The sequence below is a fragment of the Paenibacillus sp. FSL R7-0216 genome, from assembly GCF_037969915.1.
Classification (GTDB): domain Bacteria; phylum Bacillota; class Bacilli; order Paenibacillales; family Paenibacillaceae; genus Fontibacillus; species Fontibacillus rhizolycopersici.
This window is the reverse complement of the sequence record NZ_CP150222.1, coordinates 190,994-214,894: the sequence shown is the minus strand read 5'-3', so window position 1 is coordinate 214,894 and position 23,901 is coordinate 190,994. Positions and strand designations below refer to the sequence as shown.

Here is a 23,901-nt window from a genome sequence, read left to right as displayed (position 1 = left end):
GCTGGGCAGCCACGGTGACTGCGCGGAGGCGCCGGGGGAGCCCATGGGGGTTGTGGGGCGAGCTCGAAGGCCCCGGGGGAGCCCATGGGGCCACGTGGGGCGAGCTGAGGGCGCTGGGCCGGCCGATCATAAGCAGAATTCTGCCACCGTCCGCTCTAACGCTGATGAGAAACGCTATACTAGCAAATTCGGGGGTTTTTCTATTCTAACGACGCTGAGCGGCGCTATTTTCATCGAGAGTACCTGTTTACCGCTGTAAAATGAACAATAAGCTCTGTGGTAAGCGTTAGACTCGGAATGCCGCGATTTTGGCCCACTTAAGCTCTGTAGCAAGCATTAGCGCTAAAGTTAGTTCAGGTGGGACAGTTGGGATGGCCATTTAGTTGTGACATTGGACGGCTAGGCGCTAATTGATTAGTTGTGACATTAGACGGCTTGGGATGGTTAGGTGTGACTTGGCTTGGTTAATCGACGGATAATTAAAGGAGTGAATCGGGAGATGAAACAATCCGCAAGGAAGAAGCTGTATGAAGTAAGCCGTACGTTGGCGAATGTCGCCATGGGTAAAGCGAAGGCCGATTTGGTCGTTAAGGGCGGTACGTTGGTCAATGTCTACACCGGGGAGCTGTTGCCGCAGACGGACGTCGCCGTTGCCGAAGGGCGAATCGCCTTCGTGGGGAACGCCGAGCACACGATCGGCGAGGACACCGTCGTGATCGACGCGGCGGGACGCCACATTGTTCCCGGGCTTCTGGACGGGCATATGCACGTTGAGAGCACCATGCTGTCGGTAGCCGAGTTCGCCAAGGCGGCGCTGTCCAAAGGGACGACCGGCATCTTTATGGATCCGCACGAAATCGCCAACGTGTTTGGCGCGGAGGGCGTGCGCTGGATGCACGAGGAAGGTCAAGTCCTGCCGCTTAAGGTCTATACCACGTTTCCTTCCTGCGTGCCGGCCACCGATCATTTGGAGGATGCTGGAGCATCGCTGAACACGGGCGATATTGCCGAAGGGATGACCTGGGACGGGGTCGAAGGATTGGGAGAAGTCATGAACTTCCCCGGCGTCGTGTTTGGAGATCCGAAAATGCACGGCGAGATCCAAGCTACGATGGAGGCGGGAAAAACGGTAACCGGGCATTTTCCGAGCGATGACGAGCGGATGCTCCAGGCTTACACCGCATCGGGCGTTACCTCCTGTCACGAGACGGTGACCCGGGAGCAAGGGCTGGCCAAGCTGCGTATCGGCATGCACCTGATGATCCGCGAGGGCTCGGCTTGGCATGACGTTAAAGAAGTGATCAAGGTAGTCACCGAAGATAAGGTGAACCCTTCGAACATCCTGCTGGTCACCGACGACGTGTATCCGCAGACGTTGATCGAGCAAGGCCACATGAACCATGTCGTGCGCCGGGCCATTGAAGAAGGCGTCGATCCGGTCACCGCGATTCAGATGGGAACCATCAATACGGCGCGGTACTTCAAGGTCGACGGCGACTTGGGCGGGATCGCGCCGGGTAAATGCGCGGACCTGCTGCTGATCGGCGATCTGCGGCGGATGGAGCCGTCGACGGTTATCACCGACGGCAAGGTCGCCTACGACGACGGACAGCTCCGCGTTCCGTTCCCGGCGTACCCGTATCCGCCGCAGGCGCGTGCCTCGGTGAAATTGGCGCGTCCGCTGACCGCCGCCGATTTCCTCTACCGCAGCGCCAGCGGCAAAGAGCAAACGACGATCCACGTCATTGACGTGATCGAGAACAGCGCCCGCACGGCGAAGGGGACAGCAACCGTCAAGGTTGACGGGGACGGAATCGTGCGGCTGGCCGCCGAGCAGGATATCACGGCGCTCGCTTGCATCGACCGTCATCGCGGGTCCGGCGAGCTGTCGCTCGCCTTCGCGCGGGGCTTCGGCCTGAAGCAAGGGGCCGTAGCTTCCACGGTCGCACATGACAGCCACAACCTGCTCGTCATGGGTACGAATCCCGAGGACATGGCATTCGCGGCAAACGAGCTGGCGAAGTTGGGCGGCGGCATGATTGCCGTGCTGGACGGCCAGGTGCTCGCGGCGGTGCCGATGGCTATCGCCGGCCTGATGTCCGATCAGCCGCTGGAGACCGTCGTCACCCAAGTGAAGGGTCTGGAGGCGGCCTGGAAGCAACTCGGCTGCCAGTTGAACGCACCGTTCATGACGTTTTCGCTGATCGCCTTGCCAGTCATTCCCGAGCTGCGTATCACCAACCGCGGCCTGGCCGACGTGAACGAGTTCAAGCTCGTTCCGGTGGAAATCGATTAGCACCGGTTAAAGCTGCGAACCATACGTACCCAACCCTAAATAAACCCGCCAGAGGGTTCCTTCTGGCGGGTTTTTAGCATGACCCTTACAATGATCCGTGGAGCACGTTGCATGACCGGCCTATCGAGATCATACTGCCGCAGATTAGCGCAGCACCCCAACCGACTCACGACACACGAGTCGCGTGTCCAACTGCACCAGCTCCCCGCCGGTCGCAGGTGCCTCAATCAGCTCGAGGATCTTGCACGCGCCCATCCGGCTAAGCTGCTCGATCGGCCGTTGCACCGTGGTGAGCGGCGGATTCGTGTAATGTGAGAAGCCGATGTCGTCAAAGCCGACGATCGAGACGTCCGCAGGAATCTGCAATCCCGCCTCTGCGGCCGCCTTCATCGCGCCAATCGCCATATCGTCGTTGCAGCAGAACACCGCTGTCGGCCGTTCCTCCAGCGACAGCGCCATAAGCCTCCCCATCGCCAAATACCCGCTCTCCACGTCGTAGCGGCCCTCCACCATCCATTCCCTCCTGACTTCCAGGCCAGCGGACGTCATGGCCTCTAGATACCCCTCCTTGCGCTCCTGCGTCGACTTGTAGCCGGCGATCCCTTCCACCAGAGCGATGCATGTATGGCCCGAGTCGACTAAATGGCGTGTCATCGCATAGGCACCCTCCCGGTCGTTGGACACAAAATTGATCATGCCAGGATCGCCCACATTCCGATTCAACACAACCAGTGGAATCCCCTGCTCCCGTACATGGCGGATAAACGCATCATCAAGTTCGCTTTGGCTCATCAGCAGAATGCCGTCAAACCGACGGCGATGAATCGAACTGAAATCCTCGAAATCATCGATCCCTCGGAGAAACAAATTATACTGGACGCCAACCTCCTGACCCACACCGCGGATGGCCTCTGCGAGGAAGCTGGAGGACGTCCCCTGGACCATGCTCGTAAAAAACAACCCGATCGTATGGGAGCGCTGCAACACCAAACTCTTCGCGTTATAATTCGGCACGTAATGCAGCTGCTCGGCAATCTCTAGGATCTTGCGTTTGGTCTCCTCCTTGATGAGCGGACTGTTGTTCAGCGCCCGGGAAACCGTCATATGCGAGACGTTCGCCGCCCGGGCGATGTCTTTAATCGTAGCGGACATGAAGCAGCGTCAATCCTTTCTATTGTTCCGGAAAAGCAAAATATCGCTTGGCATTGCCATAGCAAATGTCGGTAACGATCCGTCCCAGCAATTCGAAGTCCTCCGGTGCCTCACCGCGATCGACCCAATCGCCGAGCACATCGCAAAGCAAGCGACGGAAATACTCGTGCCGTGTATACGATAGGAAGCTGCGCGAGTCCGTCAGCATCCCGAGGAATTGCGACAACACGCCAAAGTTGGCCAGCGTACGCATTTGCTGAGTCATCCCATCCTTGTTGTCGTTAAACCACCAAGCGGTACCGAACTGGATCTTGCCCGGCACTCCGCCACCCTGGAAGCTGCCCATGATGCTGGCAAGGGCCCAGTAATCGTTTGGGTTCAGCGAATACAGGATCGTCTTCGGCAACCCGCCATCCTGCTCCAGGGCGTCGAGCAGCCCGGCCAGCGCTTCGGCCAGCGGCCCATCGTTAATCGCGTCGTAGCCCGTATCGGGGCCAAGTCGCTTGAACATCGCCGTGTTCGTGTTCCGCAGCGCATGGATATGCAGCTGCATCGCCCACCCGCGCGCAGCATATTCCTTGCCTAGGAAGCGCATCGTATACGATTTGTATTTCCGTTCTTCCACCGGAGTCACGGAGCCCTTGCTCAACGCCTTGGCGAAAATCGCCTCCACTTCCTTCAGCGTCGTCTCGCGATACTCCAGTGTATCTAGCGCATGGTCGGACACACGACCGCCGATTTCATGGAAGAAGTCGATCCGCTCGCGCAACGCGTCTAGTAACGCCCCGTAATTCGGGATCGGCTTGCCCGTCGTCGCCTCCAGCTTCGCCAACCAAGGTTTAAACGTATCGCGGTTGATCTCTAGGAACTTGTCGGGGCGGAAGCTTGGCAGAACTGCGGTGTCGAAGCCCTCCAGTTCCTTGATCTTCAAATGATATTCAAGTGAATCCGCCGGATCGTCGGTGGTACAAACCACGTTGACCTTGGACTTCGTAATCAGATCGCGTGCGCCAAACCCTTCGCTTTGCAGCTTGGCATTTGCTTTGTCCCAGATAGCCGGGGCGCTCTGCTCGTTGAGCAGCTCCTGAATCCCGAAGAACCGTTGCAGCTCCAGGTGCGTCCAATGGTACAACGGATTACCCAGCAGCTGCGGCACAACCTTGGCCCAAGCTAGGAACTTGTCATAGTCATCTGCCCCGCCGGTAATGAGCTCCTCGTCGACTCCACAAGCCCGCATCACCCGCCACTTGTAATGATCGCCGCCCAGCCAGGCTTCCGTCAGGTTGCGGAACGTCTTGTTCTCGTAGATCTCCTGCGGGCTCAAATGGCAGTGGTAGTCGATGATCGGCAGATCCTTCGCATATTGATGGTACAGCACCTCCGCCGTATCGCTGTTCAAAAGAAAATTTTTCCCCAAAAACTTCTTCGCCATATTCCCATTCTCCCTTCAATTGGATCGTTGCCTCTCCTATTGTTCACGTTAACATCATTATGCTGATTCCATTGTAACCGTTTCCGGGTAAAACGCAAGGAGATTTATAAGTGCTGGGAAGACGTTGTCAATAACCTCCGTGTGTGTGCAACATCGAGGGGATTACTGTTGGATTTCCTGCAACATACTTGACCCGAATGGGCCTAGCTCGTTCCGACCTGCTGCCGCAATGATGTTGCAATTTGTACAACAATGGGGTCTTGAACGCCCTGAACCCAACGAATTTGTTATACAAACTGCAGGATCTGCCCTCGCCTCGCTCCATACAAAAACCGCCCTCCCGGCAGCATCCAGCCGAAGAGGACGGTAAAAAGGAATCGAACGCTTTAACGCGTTTTAAAATCAAACGGATTCGTACCCGGCGGCAGCAACTGGGCGAACGGAAAGTGGAATTCCGGGAAGCCAAACACATAAGGCAGATAGTCATACAGCTGGAAGAAGATCGTGACGCCGTCATCCTGCACAAAATACGAAGGATTCGGGCCGATCGTCTTGAAGTTGCCGAAATACCCGTCGGTTTCCTGCAGCTTCTTGGCAATGGCCGGGTCAACGATATTGCGGTAATTCGGGTTCGCCCGGAGCAGCTCGTCCAGCGTCAGCAGCTTTCCGTTATCCAATCGGAACGTCAGACCCTCCCGCACGGTAATTCCATGCGCACCGCCGGTGTAAGAGTACAGATCCTCGTAAAGACTTAGCACCCCGTCGCGATTGTAGGTCACCTTGTAGACGCCGACATATTCGTAAGGGTTCCCGCTGGGCGTCGTCGGCTGTCCCGCTTTCGCTTCCTTCAGCGCATTTGCCACAAACGTTTCCGCCTTCTCTTTGAGCAGCTTATTCATCCTCTTCTGGACCGATTTGTTCTTCAACCCGCTGATTTGCGGATAATCAACTTTAATCGAGGCTTCGGGGATTTTCTTCTCGATCGTATGGTTCGTGATCTTGACGCCCTGCTGCTCCTGCTGGAGTGTCGGTTTCGCCGCCCCCATCTCCCCGCTAAGCTCTACCGGCGACTGCGGCGCAGCTTCCGTCGGAACGACAGCCACACCGGAAACCATCAGCCCTGCGGTCATCAGCGATGTCATCATTTTTACCGCGTTACGCTTCATTGGATATCGCCACCCTCTTCAAGTTAATACCTAAATTATGACCCTGGTGGCAATAATTCATGTACGCAAAAAGCGCCAGCACGCCTTCCCTAATGGGAAGTGCCTGGCGCTTTTCAGAGATGCCATTGTAAAAATCCTACCGTCCGCTCTTCAATTCGGTCCAGAAGCGGTCATACAGCTGCAGCTTGTCGCCCACGTCGCCAAGCCATTCGGTACGGGACAATTCGTCCTCGGACAGATTAATCATTTTGTCGTTCCGATACTCTTCGCTGTGGAACTCCGTCGCTTTGGTATTCGGATCGCTGTAGCCAATGGATTCGTAGTTCTTCGCGCTCACTTCCGGATCGAGCATGAAGTTGATGAATTTCTCAGCTAGTTCTTTATGCTTCGAATCCTTCGGAATCGCATAGTTGTCCGACCAGATGGTGCCGCCTTCCTTCGGAACGACATAAGCCACGTCCGGATTGTCCTGTGCGATGTAGGAGGCATCGCCCGACCAGACGGTGGCGATCCAGCCTTCCTCTTGAATCATTTTTTGCTTAATATTATCGGTATCAAAAGCCAAAACGCTCGGCAGCAAATTCTTCAGATCCTCCACGGCAGCCGTGATCTCGCCTTCATCGGTGGAACTGTTGGAGCGTCCGGCCTTCTTCAATGCCATGCCGATCACCTCGCGGTTATCGTCAAGCAAGATGACCTTCCCCTTGTACTCGGGATTCCACAGGTCCTCCCAGCTGTCGATCTCGTCTTTAACGTATTTCGTGTTGTAGGCGATCCCCGTTACCCCTGAGGTGTATACGACCGAGTATTTGTTCCCTGGATCGTATGCTGGGTCTTTATAGGCGTCGGATACATTAGCGAAGTTCGGAATATTGTTCATGTCCAGCGGCGCCAACAGGTCTTGCTTGATCATCGTAGCCACCATGTAATCCGACGGTTGAATCAGGTCATAACCGCCGCCGCCCGCCTTGATTTTGGCCAGCAGGTCTTCATTGTTCGCAAACACGTCATAATTGATCTTCACGTCAAACTCTTGTTCGAATTGCTTCAGCACTTCCTCGTCAAAATTGTCGGCCCAGCTGTAAATGTTCAACGTCTCCTTCGAAGATCCGCAGCCGGACAGCAACCCGATAAGCATCAATCCTGCTAGTACGAGGCTAGCCCATTTCTTGTTTTTTATGTTCAATTCCCAATCTCCCTTCTGTTTCGTCGTACCGAATATAAGAATCCTCCTAGAACGGAAGCACGGATTGTTTCTTCTGGCCCTTGCCACGATTCAGCACAAATTGCGCCAGGAAAATCAAGGTCACCGTTACCAGGATCAAAATCGTACATAATGCGTTAATTTCCGGGGAAATACCCCGTTTGACTTGTCCATAGATGTAAATCGGCAGTGTGGTCGAATTCGGCCCGCTGACAAAGAAGCTCACCATGAAGTCGTCCAGCGATAGCGTAAACGCGATCAACGCCCCGGAGATGATACCTGGAGCGATTTGCGGCAAGGTCACGTGTCGGAACGTTTGCCACGAGCTTGCTCCCAAATCCTGTGCCGCCTCCTCCAATTGCCCTCCCATGCCGGACAGACGGGTGGTGACAACTACGTAGACGTAGGACAAGCTGAACGTAATATGCGCGATGATAATCGTCATTTTGCCTAGCGGCATATTCAATTGATTGAACAAGACCAACAAGGATAAGCCCATAATGATGTCCGGGATAATAATCGGCAGATACAACAGGCCGCCCATTCCCGCCTTAAAGCGGCGACCCAGCTTCCGCATCGCCAGCGCCGCCAGCGTGCCAAGCACCGTTGAAATTACTGTCGAGACAACCGCCACGGTCAAGCTGTTGGCCAGCGCTTCCATGACATGGCGGTTATCGAACAACGAAATATACCAATCGAATGTAAACCCGCTCCAATCCGCCGCCAACCTAGAACTGTTAAACGAATAAGCGACGATAAATAGGATCGGCACATAGATAAAAATCATCATCACCAGCGAATGAACACCCAGCAGCGGATGGCTTTTGGTTTTCATGAACGCACCTCCCGCACCTTTTGATATCGCGAGGTCATCGCCCGATTAAACAGCGCAATCAGAATCAGCGACGTGATCACGAAGATCACCGACAGCGCCGAACCAAACGGCCAGTTGCGGGCTCCTAGGAACTGGCTCTGGATAATGTTGCTGATCATGGCCGATTTGGCCCCGCCCAGGATATCGGTCACGACAAACATCCCCGTCGTCGATACGTACACCAGCACCGAGCCGGTCATGATCCCGGACTTGGTTTGCGGCAGCGTAATGTGCCAGAACGATCTCCAGCGCGTTGCTCCAAGATCGCTGGCTGCCTCCAGCAACTTCTTGTCCATTTGCTCCAGCGCCACATAAATTGGCAGCACCATAAACGGAATAAACGTATACACCATGCCGAGCAACACAGCCCCTTTGGTGTACAGCATCTGCAGCGGCTCGGAGATCAGCCCGATGCCAAGCAGGAGCTCGTTGACAATCCCTTGCGTACGCAGCAGCAGCACCCAGGCATAGGTGCGGATCAGGAAGTTAATCCAGAACGGCACGGTAATAAGCACTAGGCCCCAGGTTTGCATTCTCGGGCCGGCATTCGCGATATAGTAGGCCAAAGGGTAGCTGAGCAGTAGGCATAATGCAGTCGTCAATACGGATAACAGAATCGTGTCCCAATAAATCCCCAAATATAACGGGTCGAAAAATAACGCATAGGCATCCAGATTAAAAGCCAGCACGACATTGCCAAGATCGTCGCGTCCCATAAAGGAGATCCCCACCACGATCAGCATCGGCACGACCAGGAACAGGCATAACCACAGGAGCACCGGCAGCATGCTCAAGCCAGATTTCTTCATGATCCGATGACCACCTCGTCTTCTGGCTTCCAATCCACCCCAACCGTCTCTCCGATTTGCCACGTGCGCTCATCGTTTACGTCGAGCACCACCGAGACGGTCATCGGTTCGTTGTCGAGCTGGACAATCAGCTTGTGAACCCCGCCGAGATACAGCACGTCTTGCAGCTCGCCGCTTCGCTTGGATTCGCCGTTCTCACCGCCCCGCACGGCCTTCAGCTTCTCCGGCCGCACGGCGAACAACCGCCCGTCCCGGGAGAAGATGTTATTCTCGCCAACGAAGGTGGCCGAAAACAACGTGGCCGGCTGTGCGTAAATTTCCCGCGGCGTGCCGATCTGTTCCACCTGACCGCTGTTCATGACCACGATGCGATCGGACATCATCATCGCTTCTTCCTGGTCATGCGTCACGTACACAAACGTGATGCCGAGACTGCGCTGCAGCTGCTTGAGCTCGCCTTGTAGGCTCTTGCGCAGCTGTAGGTCCAACGCACCTAACGGCTCATCCAACAGCAGCACCCGAGGCTTGTTGGCAATCGCCCGCGCGATAGCCACCCGCTGCTGCTGCCCGCCGGACAGCTGATGCGGGTAACGCTTGGTGAGCGCGGTCAGTTGCGTCATCTCGACCGCTTCCCGCACGCGTTCCTGCTGCTGCTTGGCTGGCATCTTCTTCATCTTAAGCCCGAAGGCGACATTCTCTTCCACTGTCATATGAGGAAACAAAGCATAATGTTGAAAAACAAGGTTCAAATCCCGGCGATTTGGCGGCAAATTCGTCAGGTCCTGTCCGTCGAGCAGGATTTTTCCAGCGGACGGTTGCTCGAACCCGGCGATCATGCGCAAAATCGTCGTCTTGCCGCAGCCGCTCGGGCCCAGCAAGGTGAGGAATTCCCCTTCCTTAATCGTGAGCGTTAGCGGATGCAAGGCGACCTGTCCCGCAAAGCGTTTCTCCACCGCGGCCAGTTCTATCATCTTTGCATCAACTCCTTCAATGTAGGCTTGTCTTCCTAAGAAAAAAAAGCCATATCCATTGGTATGGCTTAACGGGTGCTAGATCATTTTTTCGCATATTCACTATACCTTGTTTTGACGCGGGTTACAATAGTTTTTGTTGGGTACCAAGGGAGTCAAATCAAAACCGCCCCCGATCGAAATCGGGGGCGGTTCCTATTGCTCGGTTTATTTCAGTTCGTACATCACGGTCAATGTTGTTTGCAAGTCAATTTCGCCCGGTTCCACCGGCGTGCTAGCTGCGGAATCGGCCGCGGCCATTTCCATCATCTTATAATTCTGCGTGAAGATTGGCGTGCTAGCATTAGCCTGGCTGATGCTCAGTACGATGCCCACCTGGCGGTTCGCTGCCTTGGCGATCGACGCCGCTTTCTTGTTGGCGTCATTCATCGCCTTTTGGATCACCTGATCCTGATATTGATCCGGATTTTCGGTACTGAAGCGGATATTGTCGATCCGGTTGGCTCCCGCCGCCGATGCCGCATCGAGCAACTGTCCAACCTTCGCCAAATCGCGGTAGGTCACTTCAAGCGAATGCTGAGCGGAATACCCCTTGATTTGCTGGCCTTCCTTATCGCTGTACGTATAATTCGGCTGTACGTAGAATTGGCCGGTTTGGATATCCTTATCGGCAATTCCCCATGTCTCTTTCAACAGCTTGGTCAGTGCAGCAACCTTGGTCGCATTGGCGCTTTGGGCTTCCTTCGCCGTCTTGGCTTCCGTCACTACGCCAATCGATAGATACGCTACATCCGGCTTCACGGACAACTCGCCACTGCCCACAACCGTAACCACATTCTTCTGCATCTCGCCATCCGCATAGACCGGCGTCGGCGCATTCAGGGTACCGCTTACAAACATTCCTCCAGCAATCAGTGTCCCCGCAACCAGCAGCGATGCCGCAGGCTTCATCCATGTTCTCATGTTCATGACCTCCATTTATTTGATAGACATTGGTAATTTACCCTTCTAAACGCAAACCGCGTACAAATGTTGCAGTTCACGCAAAAAAAGGATGATTCCGCAGTAAATCTACGGAAACATCCCCTTGTTCCGAATGGCAAAACCAGCGTTTACTGGTTCTCCAACTCCTCTTTGCTAACCAAATTGATTAAAGCGTTTGCAGCCTGCTCAGCATCCGCACCTTCCGCGCTGATGAAAATCTCAGTACCGGTACTGATCGCGAGGCTCATAATCCCCATAATGCTCTTGGCATTGACTTTTTTATCGTCTTTCTCAACGAAAATCTCGGAAGAATATTTATTCGCTTCCTGAACGAAAAGCGCAGCCGGCCGGGCATGCAGCCCCGTCTTCAGACGAACGGTAACCGGGTGTTTAACCATGAAAACTTACCCCCTATACGAATTCAATCCACATCATCATATTCGTAGACATTATAATTTCTATCATTATAGCATACGGAGTACGTAAGACACTAGCAGCAAAACCTTTTTAGCTCCCGCGAATTTTTTCGGCAAGCTCGTCGATTTTGCGCAGCCGGTGGTTCACTCCCGATTTGCTAACCGTTCCTTTGAGCAGCTCGCCCACTTCTTTCAGGTTCATATCGGGGTGGGCCAAGCGGACCTCGGCAACTTCTCGCAGCTTCTCCGGCAAATTCTCCAAACCCATTTCCTTCTGAAGCAGCTTGATGTTGTCGATCTGCCGAACGGCAGCGCCGATCGTTTTGTTCAAATTAGCGGTCTCGCAATTCACGATGCGATTCACGGAATTCCGCATGTCACGCATGATCCGCACGTCCTCGAATTTGAACAACGCCTGATGCGCGCCGATGATGCTGAGGAGCTCGATGATTTTTTCGCCTTCTTTGATGTAGAAAATAAACCCTTTCTTCCGTTCGATGCAGCGTGCGTTCAGATGAAACTCATTCGCCAAATCGACTAGCGCCTTGCAGTGCTCCTCGTACATCGAGGCAATCTCCAGGTGGTACGAAGAACCCTCCGGATTGTTGACCGAACCTCCGGCCATAAATGCCCCACGCAGATAAGCCCGTTTACAACAGTTTTTCCGGGTGAGCTCCGGATTAATCCCCGAGTTGAAAATAAACCCTTCGGAGACGATTTTCAACTCCCGTAAAATCTCCTCAACCCGGGCCGGAATGCGGACGATGTAGACGTTGTTTTTCTTGAGGCGCATCTTTTTCCGGACCAGCAGCTCCGTATGAATTTGGAAATGCTTCTTCAGCAAGGAGTAGATCCGCCTTGCGATCGCGGCGTTTTCGGTGGAGATATCCAAAATGATCTTTTTGTTCGAAACCTGCACCGATCCGTTCATCCGGATCAAGGCGGATAATTCGGCCTGCTCGCAGCAGTCCGAGGCTTCGACCATCGTCAGCTCTTTTTTGGTTTGCGCCGCAAATGACAAGGGACTCACCTCTTTCGTAAAATCCAGTTATCAACCAGTTGGTAAATATGATGGCTTAATTTATCAGCGTCATGCCGCAGGTATCTTCGGAACAACACCAACGTATCGGCGATGACCTTGTACCCTTGACCCGTCACGTTATCCCAGTCTACCTGGACGGGCTTAGCACCTTTCTCTGCGTAGAAATCCTGAACCTGCGGCGGAATTTCGCCGTCATTCACGATCACGTAGTCGAACAAATGCTTGCCGACATGGTTATACACTGCCTGCAAATGGTCGCTGACCGTGTAATCGTCCGTCTCGCCCGGTTGGGTCATGACGTTGCATATGAATATTTTGATCGCAGAAGTATTCTCCAATACGGCCTCCGCCAGCTTTGGTACGAGCAAGTTAGGAATGATGCTGGTATACAAGCTACCCGGTCCGATCAGAATCGCGTCGGCCTCCCGGATCGCCTCAACGGCCTCCGGCAACGGCTCGACTTCCTCCGGTTCAAGGAAGATACGCTTGATTCGGCCCCGCACTTCGGGAATCTTCGATTCCCCGGTCACGATCGTACCGTCTTCCATCTCCGCATGCAGCACCACCGCCTGACCGGCAGCGGGCAGTACGCGCCCACGCACGGCAAAGACACGGCTGAGCTCGCGAACGGCCGTCACAAAATCGCCGGAAATGTCTGTAATCGCGGCCAAAATCAAATTGCCCAAACTATGGCCGGCCAGCCCCGAACCCGAGGCAAACCGGTAGTTCAACATATCCGACAGCAGCGGCTCGACGTCGGCCAGCGCGGTTAATACGTTTCGGATATCGCCGGGTGGCGGCATTTGCAGTTCGTTGCGCAAAATCCCGGAGCTGCCCCCATCGTCGGCTACGGTTACGATAGCCGTGATATCGAGCGGTTTCTCTTTCAACCCGCGAAGCATGACAGACAATCCGGTGCCCCCGCCCATCACGACGATCCGCGGAACTCTGTTCTCCTTAGCCCGATGTATCACTTGGTTCACCTCTTAATGAGGGTTCAAAGGAGATCGGATCCTCCTTCTGAATAGCCTCTATACTTGCAGGGGAGCTAGATTAACGGTCTCGACCCTCGTCGCGATGACTCACGCGAACCGTTTCCGTTTCGCTGACGCCGAGCATCCGACCGAGGTATTCGGCAATCGCAACCGAGCGGTGTTTCCCGCCGGTGCAGCCGATCCCGATGATCACCTGGCTTTTCCCCTCTTTATGGTACTGCGGCAACAGAAAATGCAGCATATCCAGCAGTTTGGCCAGGAACGTTTGGGTCTCCGGCCACTTCATAACATATTCATATACATCGCTGTCTTGTCCCGTGTGCGGACGAAGCTGCTCGATATAATGCGGATTCGGCAAGAAGCGAACGTCGAACACCAGGTCAGCGTCGATTGGGATGCCGTATTTGAATCCGAACGAAGTAATATTTACCGATAAATTGCTGCTCTCCAGATGTGAGAAGCGGGAAATGATCTTCTCCTTGAGCTGCGCCGGCTTCATGTTGCTGGTATCAATCACCTGGGTTGCCGACATCCGCAATTCATCCAGCATTTTACGCTCCAGCCGAATGCCGTCGAGCGGCATACCTTCTGGGGCTAGCGGATGACGGCGGCGGCTTTCCTTATACCGCTGTACGAGAATCGAGTCGGTGGCATCGAGGAACAGGATTTCACACTTGATGGTGAAATGTTCCTTAATAAAGCTAAGCGACTCCGACAGCGCCGTGAAGAATTCCCGGCCGCGCAGGTCGATGACGAGCGCGACCTTGGCAATTTTCCCTTTGGACTGCTCAATCAATTCGGCGAATTTGGGAATCAGCACCGGAGGCAAATTATCCACGCAAAAAAATCCGAGATCTTCCAGACTCCGTACGGCCAGCGATTTACCTGCCCCCGACATGCCCGTGATAATGATCAGATTGGCGACCGAACCTGTTTCCTTCTCCGGCATTGTTGTTCCCTCCTCGCGAAATTCTCCTTGTCCCATGTTCTTTTTTTCTCCTCAGCAAACCATTAGCCGACCTGCTTGAACGTCACTGATCCTAACGGACCGTAATGACCTTATTGCCCGATTTTCCGGCGGTTTCCCGCTGTAACGGACCTCAGAGACCTTATTGGGCTCGTAGGTCGGCCATTTCGCTGCATTTGCCTGAAATAGGGTCTCCTCGGTCCGTTAGAATCCGCAATGGGTCTGCAACGGACGAATAGCGTCTCTGGTGTCCGTTAGCCTGCAGGTATACATCGCACTGACTCATCTTCATGATGATAAGACGACTTTTTGAACTTCCTTAATAATTAGGAGCGGAGGAAGAGGCCGGCGGCACCAACCATCCCCGCATCATTGCCCAGCGTAGCCGGTACGATTTGCATGCCTCTTTGCACCGGCTCCGGCGTCAATTTGGCGAATACGCTGCGGACTTCGTTAAACAGAATGTCGCCTGCTTTGGATACCCCTCCACCGACGATAAACAGTTCTGGATTCAGAACGACCGCAACCGCCGCCATCGATTTGCCCAGATAATAGGCCGCACGGTTCACGATACGGATCGCCGCCTCGTCACCGGCTTTAGCCGCATCAAAGACGTCCTTGGCCATGATGTTCTCCACATGCGACAGCGACGTCCGGTCCCCGCGTGCCACGGCATCCTTAGCCATACGGATAATGCCCGTAGCCGAAGAGACGGTCTCCAGGCAGCCCATTTGTCCGCAGCCGCAGCCGATCGCTTCCAGGTCCGGAACGACGGACATATGCCCAAGCTCGCCGGCCATCCCGGAGAACCCTTGATAAATTTTACCGTTCATGATGATGCCACCGCCAACGCCAGTGCCCAGCGTGTAGCAAACGCAGTTCTCGATTCCTTTGCCAGCTCCGCCCCAGGCTTCGCCCAGCGCCGCCACATTGGCATCGTTGTCTATTTTGATCGGCTTGCCCAGTCGCTGTTCCAAAATCTCACGAATCGGGAAATCCTTCAAACCTACATTCGGCGCCAAAATAATGATCCCCTCGCGGACATTCGTAAACCCAGCCACGCCAGCGCCTACCCCCGCGACCTGCTCCCAGGCGAACGGCGATTCTTCCACGACGCGCCGGACGTACTTCTCGATGTTCGCGACGATCGTATCCGCGCCCTTATCGACTTCGGTCGGGCCTTCATACGTATGAAGAAGTTGACCTTCTTCATTGCAAATGCCAACCTTGACTGCCGTACCGCCCAAGTCAACGCCAATGTAGATTTTTTCAGACATTTTCACAAGCCACCTTTTTCTTAAATAATAGATAATTTACGTGTCCATACGTGCAAAAAGGCCATTCTCTATCCATCACCACGCTGACCGCGCCATGACTGAAAACGCCTTCGCAAGTAGTTTACTCCTACGTACCAACTATAAGCGAACCCTTCGGTTCGGTCAAGAGAAGGGGGAAACGGCAATCCCAGTAACGATAAGGGATTTTGCGTAAATGACGTAGATCACAGACAGGTGGATGCGACCCCAAAACCCACTAATTCCCTTTGACCTCGTCACCTCAACAATGCCCATAAAAAAACCGGCATTCGCAATACGAATGCCGGGGGTATGTCGCGTGCCGTGCGAATTTAGGATAAAATCCGTTTTTGCCCTTCCAACTCACGAATGGGAGCGATATTCTGCGTGAATTCGAGCGTTCCCAAATAACGGCCATCTTCGCTGCGAACGGCAAAATAGCGGATGTAAACGAATTTGTCCTTGATCGGAATCCAGAAATCCTCGGCATCCTTCCGCCCTGCTTTGAAATCCTCCAACAATTGGTTGACGACATGGACGCTTTGCGGCGGATGGCAATTTTGCACGGTTCGACCAATGACCGCCTTCGTCCGGGCAAATATCCGTTCCTTACCGTGAGAGAAATAACGGACGACATCGTTCTCGTCAATAAACGTCAAATCGACCGGGAGATGGTTCATCACCGCCTCCAGCTGCTCCATCGACAGAATGCCGGTTTCGAATTTGACGAAGCCCTGCGGGACTGCCGTCCCCTCTGGGGCGGTTCCCCCGGCTTCGGCCGCAGTTCCTCCCGATTCGCTGTCTGAAGGCTGAAGCGGCACACGCTCCGGAATCCATTCGTGCTCCGGTGCCGTCAAGCAGAAGCCAATTTGTTCGCTTTCCCTGGCGATGCTGACCCATTCGTCTTCCGTTAACTTCTCAAGGGCCATCGGCAGCAAAATATTCTCTTCTTTAAAGATCATTTCGTTGACTTCCTTAATGATCCGTTCGAGATCCAGGAGGATCGTCTCCTGATCTGCGCTGCCGTTCGCCAGCTTGCCCTTTGTTTCCTTAATCATCATGCGAATTCCGTCATCAATTCCCCACATCACCTTCGTCGGTCCGTAGACGCCGTACTTCTCCAAATACGGGAACAGCAGGTTTTCTTTGCGGCTGTAGTGCTTATCCAGGTCCAGAAGCAGGCTTAAATCCTCCAACAGCTTGAATACCAGCTCCTCGCCGGCTTCCTTCCGGTACTTGTCGAGATGTAGCCGCAGCTTGAAATTGACCAGTCGCTCGATCTCACGGTTTTCCTGCTTAAAGGTGTGCACCGGATGGCCTGGCTGTTCCTCCGGCTTGGACGAGCGGTGAATATCTTCAATCGAGCCCTTAAATATCGCCGTATGGACCGAGCACAACCGCTGTACCTCCTCAACGGGGATGCCTTCCTCTTCCATCAGCGCATGCTCCATCGCGGAGATTTCCGAGACGGTCACGTCGCCGACCGCCGCTTCAAACCGCGCCTTTACTTCGTCTACGCTCTTGCCCTGATGCAGCTCTTTAATGATTTCTTTCAGCAGTTGCTGACGCCGGTTCAGTTCCGGAGCGCCAAACTCCCGATTATTGATCAATTCACTCATGGTCCAGTCCCTCCTTATAGGGTTTAACTTCTGTCTCTTCCGACTCTCTCGCTGATAACCATTCTCAAGAACAAGGTAGCACAGGGAAAATTGCCGGCTTGTGATTGCAATCACAAATATTCCGAGCGAATCATGGTTCCTCCCGTTTCTTTTTTCTCCGTCTTTTGCCAAAATAGAAGGAGGAGGAATGCCATCATGCCTATAACAAATTTGCTATATATTGAAGACGATCTCGAAATCGGCGAATGGGTCAGCACAAATTTGCAGGAGCGCGGTTACGCCGTTACCTGGCTGAAGAGCGGGGAACATGCCGTGGAGAAGGCTGCCGAGTGCCAGCTGGTCATTCTCGATGTGATGCTTCCTGGCTTGGACGGCTTCACCATAGGAGGACGTTTAAAGCAGCAGTACCCTGAGCTTCCGGTGCTGATGCTGTCGGCCCGAACCTCAATCGACGACAAGCTGCAGGGGCTCAAATTCGCCGACGATTATTTGACGAAGCCGTTCCACCCCGACGAGCTGGCGGCCCGGATCGAGGTGCTGCTGCGCCGCAGCGGGGGTTCCGCCGACCCGGAGCCGCTGCGCCTTAAACATTTGCTTGTGTATGAAAAAGAAAATCGGATCATCGATCAGAACACCGGCGAAGAAATCGTGTTGACCGGTAAACAGTTTCATATTTTTGCCTACCTGCTGCGCCATCTCGGGCAAATCCTGACCAAAGAGCAGATCTACGAAGCGGTATGGAATGAACCCTATCTGGACGGGGACAAAACCTTGATGGTCCATATCCGCCACCTGCGCGAGAAGCTGGAACGCGATCCCGCGAATCCCGAAGTCATTGAGACGATTCGCGGGATCGGGTATCGGGTGAGAGCATGAGATTCCGTCCGGTTCGCAAGTTCCGCAAATCGCTGCTCACGAGATACGTGTTGATCCTGGTAATCGCTTTTGTCTTCATCCCCGTTCTTATTCCGGTTAGTTTTTTCGCGTCTTGGAGTATCAATTTGCTGATGAATCCGGGACATTTATGGCAACAAACCAAACGCCCCTACGGGACGGGTATGGACATCGAGACCACTTGGCACCAGGCTGCCGCCGGGCTGAAAGGAGCTTCTGTCGAAACCATCGACGGGAAACTCAAGGAGCTGAAGAAGCGTTATCCCGACGCCGCGCTGTATTGGGTCGACACAGCCGGACAAACCCGTCTGCAGCTGCCGGAACAGGGAACGGTGCCGAAGCAGTGGTCCCTGGAAGACACCATCGCCTTCATGAAGCAACGCGTGGACGCCGACCCTTTTACGGTCGTCGCTTTCATTGGCGGGAACGAACGGGCCAAGCAGGGCTTCATGGTACTGGAGCTCCCGCGTAAATTTATGGTGATCCAAGATGTGGACCGGCAAAGCGACAGCCGTTTCTACGGCGTTTTTTTAGCGATTCTACTGGGGGCGTTCGTGCTGCTGTCCTATCTGTTCTTCAGCGATATTCGCAAACGGCTGCTGCGACTGGAGGCCGGCATGACCCGTCCGGGCCCCGATGGGCTTCCCTCTCTTATCCATGAAGGGCGACCGGACGAAATCGGCCGGTTGGAGCAAGCTTTTAACCACATGGTATTCGAACTGAAGGACAGCCGCCAGCGCGAAAGCGAGGAAGAAGAACTGCGCAAGAGCCTGATCAGCCATTTATCGCATGACCTGCGTACGCCGCTGACTGTGCTGGGGAGCCATTTGTATTCGCTCCGCCAAGAGTCATTAAGTGATCAGGGCCGGCAATCGCTGACTTTGATGGAGACCAAAATCAGCGATTTGTCCGGCCTGATGGACCATCTATTATCGTATAACCTGCTCTCCAGCGGGCGTTATGCCATGTCCTTGGAGCGGCTTGATGTTATGCGGCTGGTAAGGGAGAGTGCCGCCGCCTGGTATCCCGTTTGGGAGAAGGCCGGGATCACGGCCGATGTCGAGTTGCCGGAGCAGCCGCTCTACTGGAACATTGATGCCCAGGGCTTCCGCCGCGTGCTGGATAACCTGTTCCAGAACCTCGTACGGCATGCGGGTTCCGGACGTTATGCGGGGATTACAGTAGAGCCTCGTGGCGATGCTATAGCCCTCGTGATCGGGGACCGCGGCCCTGGGATGGAGTCCGCTTCAGCCGCTGTAGGAGCTGGGCTAGGCCTGCAGATCGTCGATCTGCTGCTGCGGGAAATGGGGCTTACCCGGGACACGGTATCCACGGATGAGGGAACGAAGATATATATTTATCCGTCCATAAAATTAAACGAATCTTAAACTTCCTCTGTCTATGTCTTTAAACTCCGGACGATATGATCATTTCCGAGGTGATAGATCGTGAATGAAATGATCATTCAAACAGAAGGCTTAACGAAAAAATACCGTGGCCGCGCCGCGGTAGACCATTTAAACCTGGAGATCGCCAAAGGAGACATCTACGGGTTCCTGGGGCCTAATGGCGCTGGGAAAACAACGACGATCCGCATGCTGCTTGGCTTAATTCAGCCGACCTCTGGTTCGATCCACATTTTCGGCCGCGAGCTGCAACGAGACAAGCTGGCCATCCTGCGCCGCATCGGCTCGCTGGTCGAATCCCCGTCTTATTACGGCCATTTGAGCGCGATTGATAATCTGGAGGCAATTCGCCGCATTCTGCAGGTGCCAAAATCGCGGATCGACGAAGTGCTGGAGATCGTCTCGTTAACCAGCGAAGCACGCCGGCCTGTGAAGGGCTTCTCCCTCGGGATGAAGCAACGTCTTGGCATCGCGGCATCGTTGCTCGGTAATCCTGAGCTGCTCATCCTGGACGAGCCGACGAATGGGCTGGATCCTTCCGGCATCCACGAGATCCGCGAATTGATCAAGAGCATGCCTCAGCAGTACGGTATCACCGTACTGGTATCCAGCCATCTGCTCGGCGAAATGGAACTGATGGCCAGTAAAGTGGGCATCATCCGCGAAGGCCGGATGGTGTTTCAGGATACAATCGACAATCTGCGGCTCCGATCGGCGCATGATATGGAACTCGTCGTATCGGAGCCGGACGAGGCGCTCTGGATCGCCCGCGATCTGGGCGCAGCCGGCAAGCTGCAGAGCGGAACCCTCTCGTTTCCGGGCATGGCTGATGCCCAGGTGGCCCATCTGGTCAAACGATTGGTGGAAAATGGACATTCCGTTTATCGCGTTGAACAGAAGAAAAAATCGCTCGAGGACATCTTCATGCAGGTGATCGGGGAGGGGGCAGCGTTATGATGTTGCGCTCCCTATCCTCCGACTTCCTGAAGATTCGACGCAAAGGCATTTGGTTCTTGATTTTCCTGGCTCCGATCGGGCTGATCGTCATGCAGGCGCTCAATTATGGGCTGCGCTTTGACTGGATGATGAAGCAGCATGCGAGCGATCCATGGGGCGGATTATTAGAGAACATCTCGTTTTTTGTTCCCATTGCCCTTTATCTCGGATGCACGCTGATTAGCTCGCTGGTCGCCAATGTGGAGCATCAGGTGAGCTCTTTGAAGCAACTGCTCGCTCTGCCGATCTCCCGGACCGCGGTGTTCAGCGCCAAGTTCCTGCTGTGCTTCCTGTTGCTATGCGTATCGTGCGTGTTGTTATCAATCGCCACAGTGATTCTTGGGGTATCCTTCGGCTTCAAACCCGGATCGATCCCTTTTCCGGATTTGGCACGCCTGGGATTTTATCCGCTGTTTGCCGTACTTCCGCTTCTGGCCTTGCAGCTCTGGCTTTCACTGGCTTATCGCAACCAAGCGCTTCCGGTGTCCCTTGGTGTGACCATTTCGATCATCTCGCCGTTTACGATGAATCTGTCGGAATGGTTCCCCCTGAACTGGCCGATGTTCGGGCTTTTCGGCCCGCACCGCGAATGGTTCGTGGCGGCTGGCCTGGCCGTCGGCGCGGTCATCCTCCTGATCGGGTTAATTCATTTCAACCGAAAGGACGTGGACTAAGATGAGAACCTTTCTGAACGTCTTGGCCGCCGAACGCCTAAAAATGGCGAGATCCCGCGTGTGGCTCGTCCTGTTAGCCAGCCCGGCCTTATCCGCCCTGATCGGCGTCTTGATCGATCTTCCGGACGGCTTGGATGCGAGCGCCTGGCCGCTCTTGATCAGCGGTATGTCAATGCTTCACGGGCTGTTGTTCTTGCCTATTATGTCCGGCTTGTTCCCGTCGTTTCTGTGCCGCTACGAGCATACCGGCGGCGGATGGAAGCAGCTGCTTGTATTACCTGTCTCACGCAGCGCAGTATACATGGCCAAGTTCACCGTTGTCTTCGGGTTGCTAGCCGTCTCCCAGTTGCTGTTCTTAGCCGCTCTCCTGATCGTGGCGCAGGTCCAGGGCATTTCCGGCCCGTTACCTTGGGGAATGATCGCTACGAGTCTTCTCGGCGGTCTAATTGCCTGCTTGCCGCTTGTCGCCTTGCAGATGGGCGTATCGCTGGTTTGGACCAGCTTTGCCGCCCCGCTCGCGGTCAATGTCTCGCTGACGATTCCGAACTTGCTGATTATCAACTCGGCTAAAATAGGCCCATACTACCCATGGGCCCAGCCGCTACTGGCCATGATGCCGCGCGGGCAGGCGGATTACGGCGCCTTTAATCTGCCGTATGAGAGCCTGTTTATCACCGTTCTCGGCAGCTTCCTATTGTTCCTGGCAGCCGGCATGCTGTACTTCCGACGCAAAGCGGTGTAGGAACACACAACTACAAAAAGGCCTGTAGATTAGCCGGAAGAGCCATTACTCATCCAAGCCAATCTAGAGGCCTCTATTTATAGGGGGGGTATTATGAAATGCTAAAACACCAGGTTATTCTTTGACGCCACCTAAAGCGACACCGGCAATAATGTACCGGGACAATAGGAAGTACACAATGAACAATGGTAACGCGGTCAACGCTAGCCCCATATAGATGGAACCATACTCCGTCTTATAAATATCACCGCGAAGTAAGCTTACCATGATCGGCATCGTATACTTACTCTTATCCGTCAGCAAAATGAGCGGCATAAACAGGTTGTTCCAGTTCGCTACGAAGGCAAAAATGGCCTGAGTTGCGATCGCCGGCATCATCAGTGGCAGAATGATTCGGTTAAACGTTTTGAATTCGCCGGAACCGTCTACGCGTGCTGCCTCGACGATCTCCAACGACAACGTAGCAAGCAAGTATTGACGCATGAAAAATACCACAGCCGGTGCTGCAATCGCTGGCAAAATCAGCGGAAGGAAGTTATTGGTCCAATGTAATTTATACATGAACTGATAAAAACCGATGGAGCTGGCTTGGGCTGGGATCAGCATCACGCACATAATAAAGGTAAAGAACGGTTGACGCAACTTCCAGTTATAAGCCACAAGACCATAAGCGGTCAGGGACGAGAAATACACCGTCAGGATGGTTGCAGCACCCGAGATCGTAAACGAGTTCACGAACCCTTGAATCGGGTCAAAGCTCTTGTCCAGCAGCACACGCAAGTTGTTCATCATATGAGATGAAGGAAGCAACGAGAGGCCGCTCTGGATTTCAGGAGTGGAACGTGTGGCGTTCACAAACATGATCCAGAAAGGAAGAATGCTGAGTAGAGCCAACAAGATACACACGATATAAATAATCGTCCGGTTCACTCTTAACGCGACGACACTACCCTCTTTAATTTTTTCCACGGCTTACACCTCCCCTTGAGCTGCACGATCAGCCTTTTTCTGCTGTTTCAGTGCTTTTTTCAATTTCGCCGCATCCCGATCACGCATCAGGTAGAACAAGACTGCGGACAAGAGGGCCGCGATCAAGAACAAGATCATACTTGCTGCTGCAGCTTTGTTGTACATGTAACTTCCCTTGAACGCTTGCGTGTAGATAAAGACGGAAGTCGTAAGTGTAGCATCACTAGGTCCACCTTGCAGGAACAATTGCGGAATATCAAACATCGTTAAACCGCCAATCATCGATGTAATCAATGTGTAGAGCAAGATGGTACGAAGACTTGGCAACGTGATGCGGAAGAAGGTTTGCCAACCGTTCGCGCCGTCAATTGCCGCGGACTCAAATAAAGCAGGATTTATGCCCATAACGCCTGCTACCAGAATGATCATGGTGTTCCCATACCACATCCAGAACTGGATGAATGCCACGATCCCCCGCGCCGTCGTCTTGTCCTGAAGGAAGAAGATCGGCGCATCGGACCAACCGAACATTTGGAATAGACTGTTCATTGGTCCCATTGGATAAGCGAACAGGGAGCTAAAAAGCACTGCAATCGTACTTGCAGTGATAATATTCGGCATATAGAGCAAGATCTTGAATGCACCTTGTCCTTTAATATTTAGGCGCTTGTTAGTGAACCAAGCGGTGAGCAAGAGTGCTAGGCCAATCTGTGGGACAAAGTTGATAGCCCATAGCAGCCCTGTATTAACGAGAGACTTCTTAAATGAAGCATTCTCAAGGATCAGATCTTTAAAGTTTTGAAAAGGGTTATCGAGAATTTCAAGCGGTTTTGGGATAATACCTTGCATATTCGTGAAACCGATGATTAGAGTGTACACAATGGGATACAGCGAGAAAACTAAAAAAATCAAAATAAAGGGTAAAGAAAAAATATACCCGTATCTCGAATAATTAACTCCTTTGTGACGCATGGCTCTCACCTCTTTTTAATGGATAT

The 23,901-nt window shown here is 53.8% G+C and carries 22 protein-coding genes; 6 read left to right on the top strand and 16 right to left on the bottom strand.

Going from position 1 to position 23,901, the window contains the following annotated elements; genetic code table 11:
- Positions 1–499 precede the first annotated feature (499 nt).
- Positions 500–2,296 (top strand): adenine deaminase, encoded by a 1,797-nt coding sequence (gene ade / locus MKZ15_RS01035; RefSeq protein ID WP_339819106.1) that lies wholly within the window; start codon positions 500–502, stop codon positions 2,294–2,296.
- 144 nt (positions 2,297–2,440) lie between these two features.
- Here ade and MKZ15_RS01030 read toward each other — a convergent pair whose 3' ends face one another.
- The 14 genes from MKZ15_RS01030 to MKZ15_RS00965 form a co-directional block, all read right to left on the bottom strand.
- Complete coding sequence (locus MKZ15_RS01030) at positions 2,441–3,448, bottom strand: LacI family DNA-binding transcriptional regulator (RefSeq protein WP_339819104.1); 1,008 nt, start codon at positions 3,446–3,448, stop codon at positions 2,441–2,443.
- Positions 3,449–3,467: 19 nt separating this feature from the next.
- Positions 3,468–4,880, bottom strand: coding sequence for a glucuronate isomerase (gene uxaC / locus MKZ15_RS01025; protein WP_339819101.1), 1,413 nt, complete (start codon positions 4,878–4,880; stop codon positions 3,468–3,470).
- Positions 4,881–5,266: 386 nt separating this feature from the next.
- On the bottom strand, positions 5,267–6,046 hold the full coding sequence (locus MKZ15_RS01020; protein ID WP_339819099.1) for a DUF3298 and DUF4163 domain-containing protein: 780 nt from the start codon (positions 6,044–6,046) through the stop codon (positions 5,267–5,269).
- A 136-nt stretch (positions 6,047–6,182) separates the two neighbouring features.
- Positions 6,183–7,226 (bottom strand): spermidine/putrescine ABC transporter substrate-binding protein, encoded by a 1,044-nt coding sequence (locus MKZ15_RS01015; RefSeq protein WP_280516408.1) that lies wholly within the window; start codon positions 7,224–7,226, stop codon positions 6,183–6,185.
- Positions 7,227–7,278: 52 nt separating this feature from the next.
- Positions 7,279–8,085, bottom strand: coding sequence for an ABC transporter permease (locus MKZ15_RS01010; RefSeq protein WP_155606938.1), 807 nt, complete (start codon positions 8,083–8,085; stop codon positions 7,279–7,281).
- Positions 8,082–8,933, bottom strand: coding sequence for an ABC transporter permease (locus MKZ15_RS01005; protein ID WP_339819096.1), 852 nt, complete (start codon positions 8,931–8,933; stop codon positions 8,082–8,084). The genes MKZ15_RS01010 and MKZ15_RS01005 overlap by 4 nt, the downstream gene beginning before the upstream one ends.
- Positions 8,930–9,904, bottom strand: a complete 975-nt coding sequence (locus MKZ15_RS01000; protein WP_155606936.1) for an ABC transporter ATP-binding protein — start codon at positions 9,902–9,904, stop codon at positions 8,930–8,932. Before MKZ15_RS01000 ends, MKZ15_RS01005 begins: the two co-directional genes overlap by 4 nt.
- 207 nt (positions 9,905–10,111) lie before the next feature.
- Positions 10,112–10,867: an SIMPL domain-containing protein gene (locus MKZ15_RS00995; protein ID WP_155606935.1), complete on the bottom strand. Its 756-nt coding sequence runs from the start codon at positions 10,865–10,867 to the stop codon at positions 10,112–10,114.
- Between the two features lie 149 nt (positions 10,868–11,016).
- Positions 11,017–11,286: an HPr family phosphocarrier protein gene (locus MKZ15_RS00990; RefSeq protein WP_155606934.1), complete on the bottom strand. Its 270-nt coding sequence runs from the start codon at positions 11,284–11,286 to the stop codon at positions 11,017–11,019.
- 109 nt (positions 11,287–11,395) lie between these two features.
- Positions 11,396–12,325 carry a DNA-binding protein WhiA gene (gene whiA, locus MKZ15_RS00985; RefSeq protein ID WP_155606933.1) on the bottom strand — a complete coding sequence of 310 codons (930 nt, stop codon included), beginning with the start codon at positions 12,323–12,325 and terminating at the stop codon, positions 11,396–11,398.
- A 5-nt stretch (positions 12,326–12,330) separates the two neighbouring features.
- Positions 12,331–13,275, bottom strand: a complete 945-nt coding sequence (locus MKZ15_RS00980) for a YvcK family protein (protein WP_155607041.1) — start codon at positions 13,273–13,275, stop codon at positions 12,331–12,333.
- A 124-nt stretch (positions 13,276–13,399) separates the two neighbouring features.
- On the bottom strand, positions 13,400–14,290 hold the full coding sequence (rapZ, locus tag MKZ15_RS00975) for an RNase adapter RapZ (RefSeq protein ID WP_193417279.1): 891 nt from the start codon (positions 14,288–14,290) through the stop codon (positions 13,400–13,402).
- Between the two features lie 344 nt (positions 14,291–14,634).
- Positions 14,635–15,585, bottom strand: a complete 951-nt coding sequence (locus tag MKZ15_RS00970) for an ROK family glucokinase (RefSeq protein WP_155606931.1) — start codon at positions 15,583–15,585, stop codon at positions 14,635–14,637.
- 350 nt (positions 15,586–15,935) lie between these two features.
- On the bottom strand, positions 15,936–17,222 hold the full coding sequence (locus MKZ15_RS00965; RefSeq protein WP_339819088.1) for a DUF438 domain-containing protein: 1,287 nt from the start codon (positions 17,220–17,222) through the stop codon (positions 15,936–15,938).
- Between the two features lie 195 nt (positions 17,223–17,417).
- Here MKZ15_RS00965 and MKZ15_RS00960 point away from each other — a divergent pair, with 195 nt between their 5' ends.
- The 5 genes from MKZ15_RS00960 to MKZ15_RS00940 are packed head-to-tail and all read left to right on the top strand — an operon-like array spanning position 17,418 to position 21,934.
- A complete protein-coding gene (locus MKZ15_RS00960; RefSeq protein WP_155606929.1) occupies positions 17,418–18,098 on the top strand; it encodes a response regulator transcription factor in 681 nt (226 codons plus the stop codon).
- The gene (locus MKZ15_RS00955; protein WP_339819085.1) at positions 18,095–19,504 is read left to right on the top strand and encodes a HAMP domain-containing sensor histidine kinase; all 1,410 of its coding nucleotides are present in this window, start codon (positions 18,095–18,097) and stop codon (positions 19,502–19,504) included. Before MKZ15_RS00960 ends, MKZ15_RS00955 begins: the two co-directional genes overlap by 4 nt.
- 60 nt (positions 19,505–19,564) lie before the next feature.
- Complete coding sequence (locus MKZ15_RS00950) at positions 19,565–20,479, top strand: ABC transporter ATP-binding protein (RefSeq protein ID WP_339819084.1); 915 nt, start codon at positions 19,565–19,567, stop codon at positions 20,477–20,479.
- Positions 20,476–21,192, top strand: a complete 717-nt coding sequence (locus tag MKZ15_RS00945; RefSeq protein WP_155606927.1) for an ABC transporter permease — start codon at positions 20,476–20,478, stop codon at positions 21,190–21,192. The genes MKZ15_RS00950 and MKZ15_RS00945 overlap by 4 nt, the downstream gene beginning before the upstream one ends.
- Before the next feature lies 1 nt (position 21,193).
- Positions 21,194–21,934, top strand: coding sequence for an ABC transporter permease (locus MKZ15_RS00940; RefSeq protein WP_339819082.1), 741 nt, complete (start codon positions 21,194–21,196; stop codon positions 21,932–21,934).
- Between the two features lie 114 nt (positions 21,935–22,048).
- Here the strand turns inward: MKZ15_RS00940 and MKZ15_RS00935 are convergent, their stop codons facing one another.
- Together MKZ15_RS00935 and MKZ15_RS00930 are read right to left on the bottom strand one after the other, a co-directional pair.
- Entirely contained in the window at positions 22,049–22,903 is an 855-nt protein-coding gene (locus tag MKZ15_RS00935) for a carbohydrate ABC transporter permease (RefSeq protein WP_193417285.1), read from the bottom strand.
- 3 nt (positions 22,904–22,906) lie between these two features.
- Positions 22,907–23,875, bottom strand: coding sequence for a sugar ABC transporter permease (locus tag MKZ15_RS00930; RefSeq protein ID WP_193417286.1), 969 nt, complete (start codon positions 23,873–23,875; stop codon positions 22,907–22,909).
- Positions 23,876–23,901: the final 26 nt, after the last annotated feature.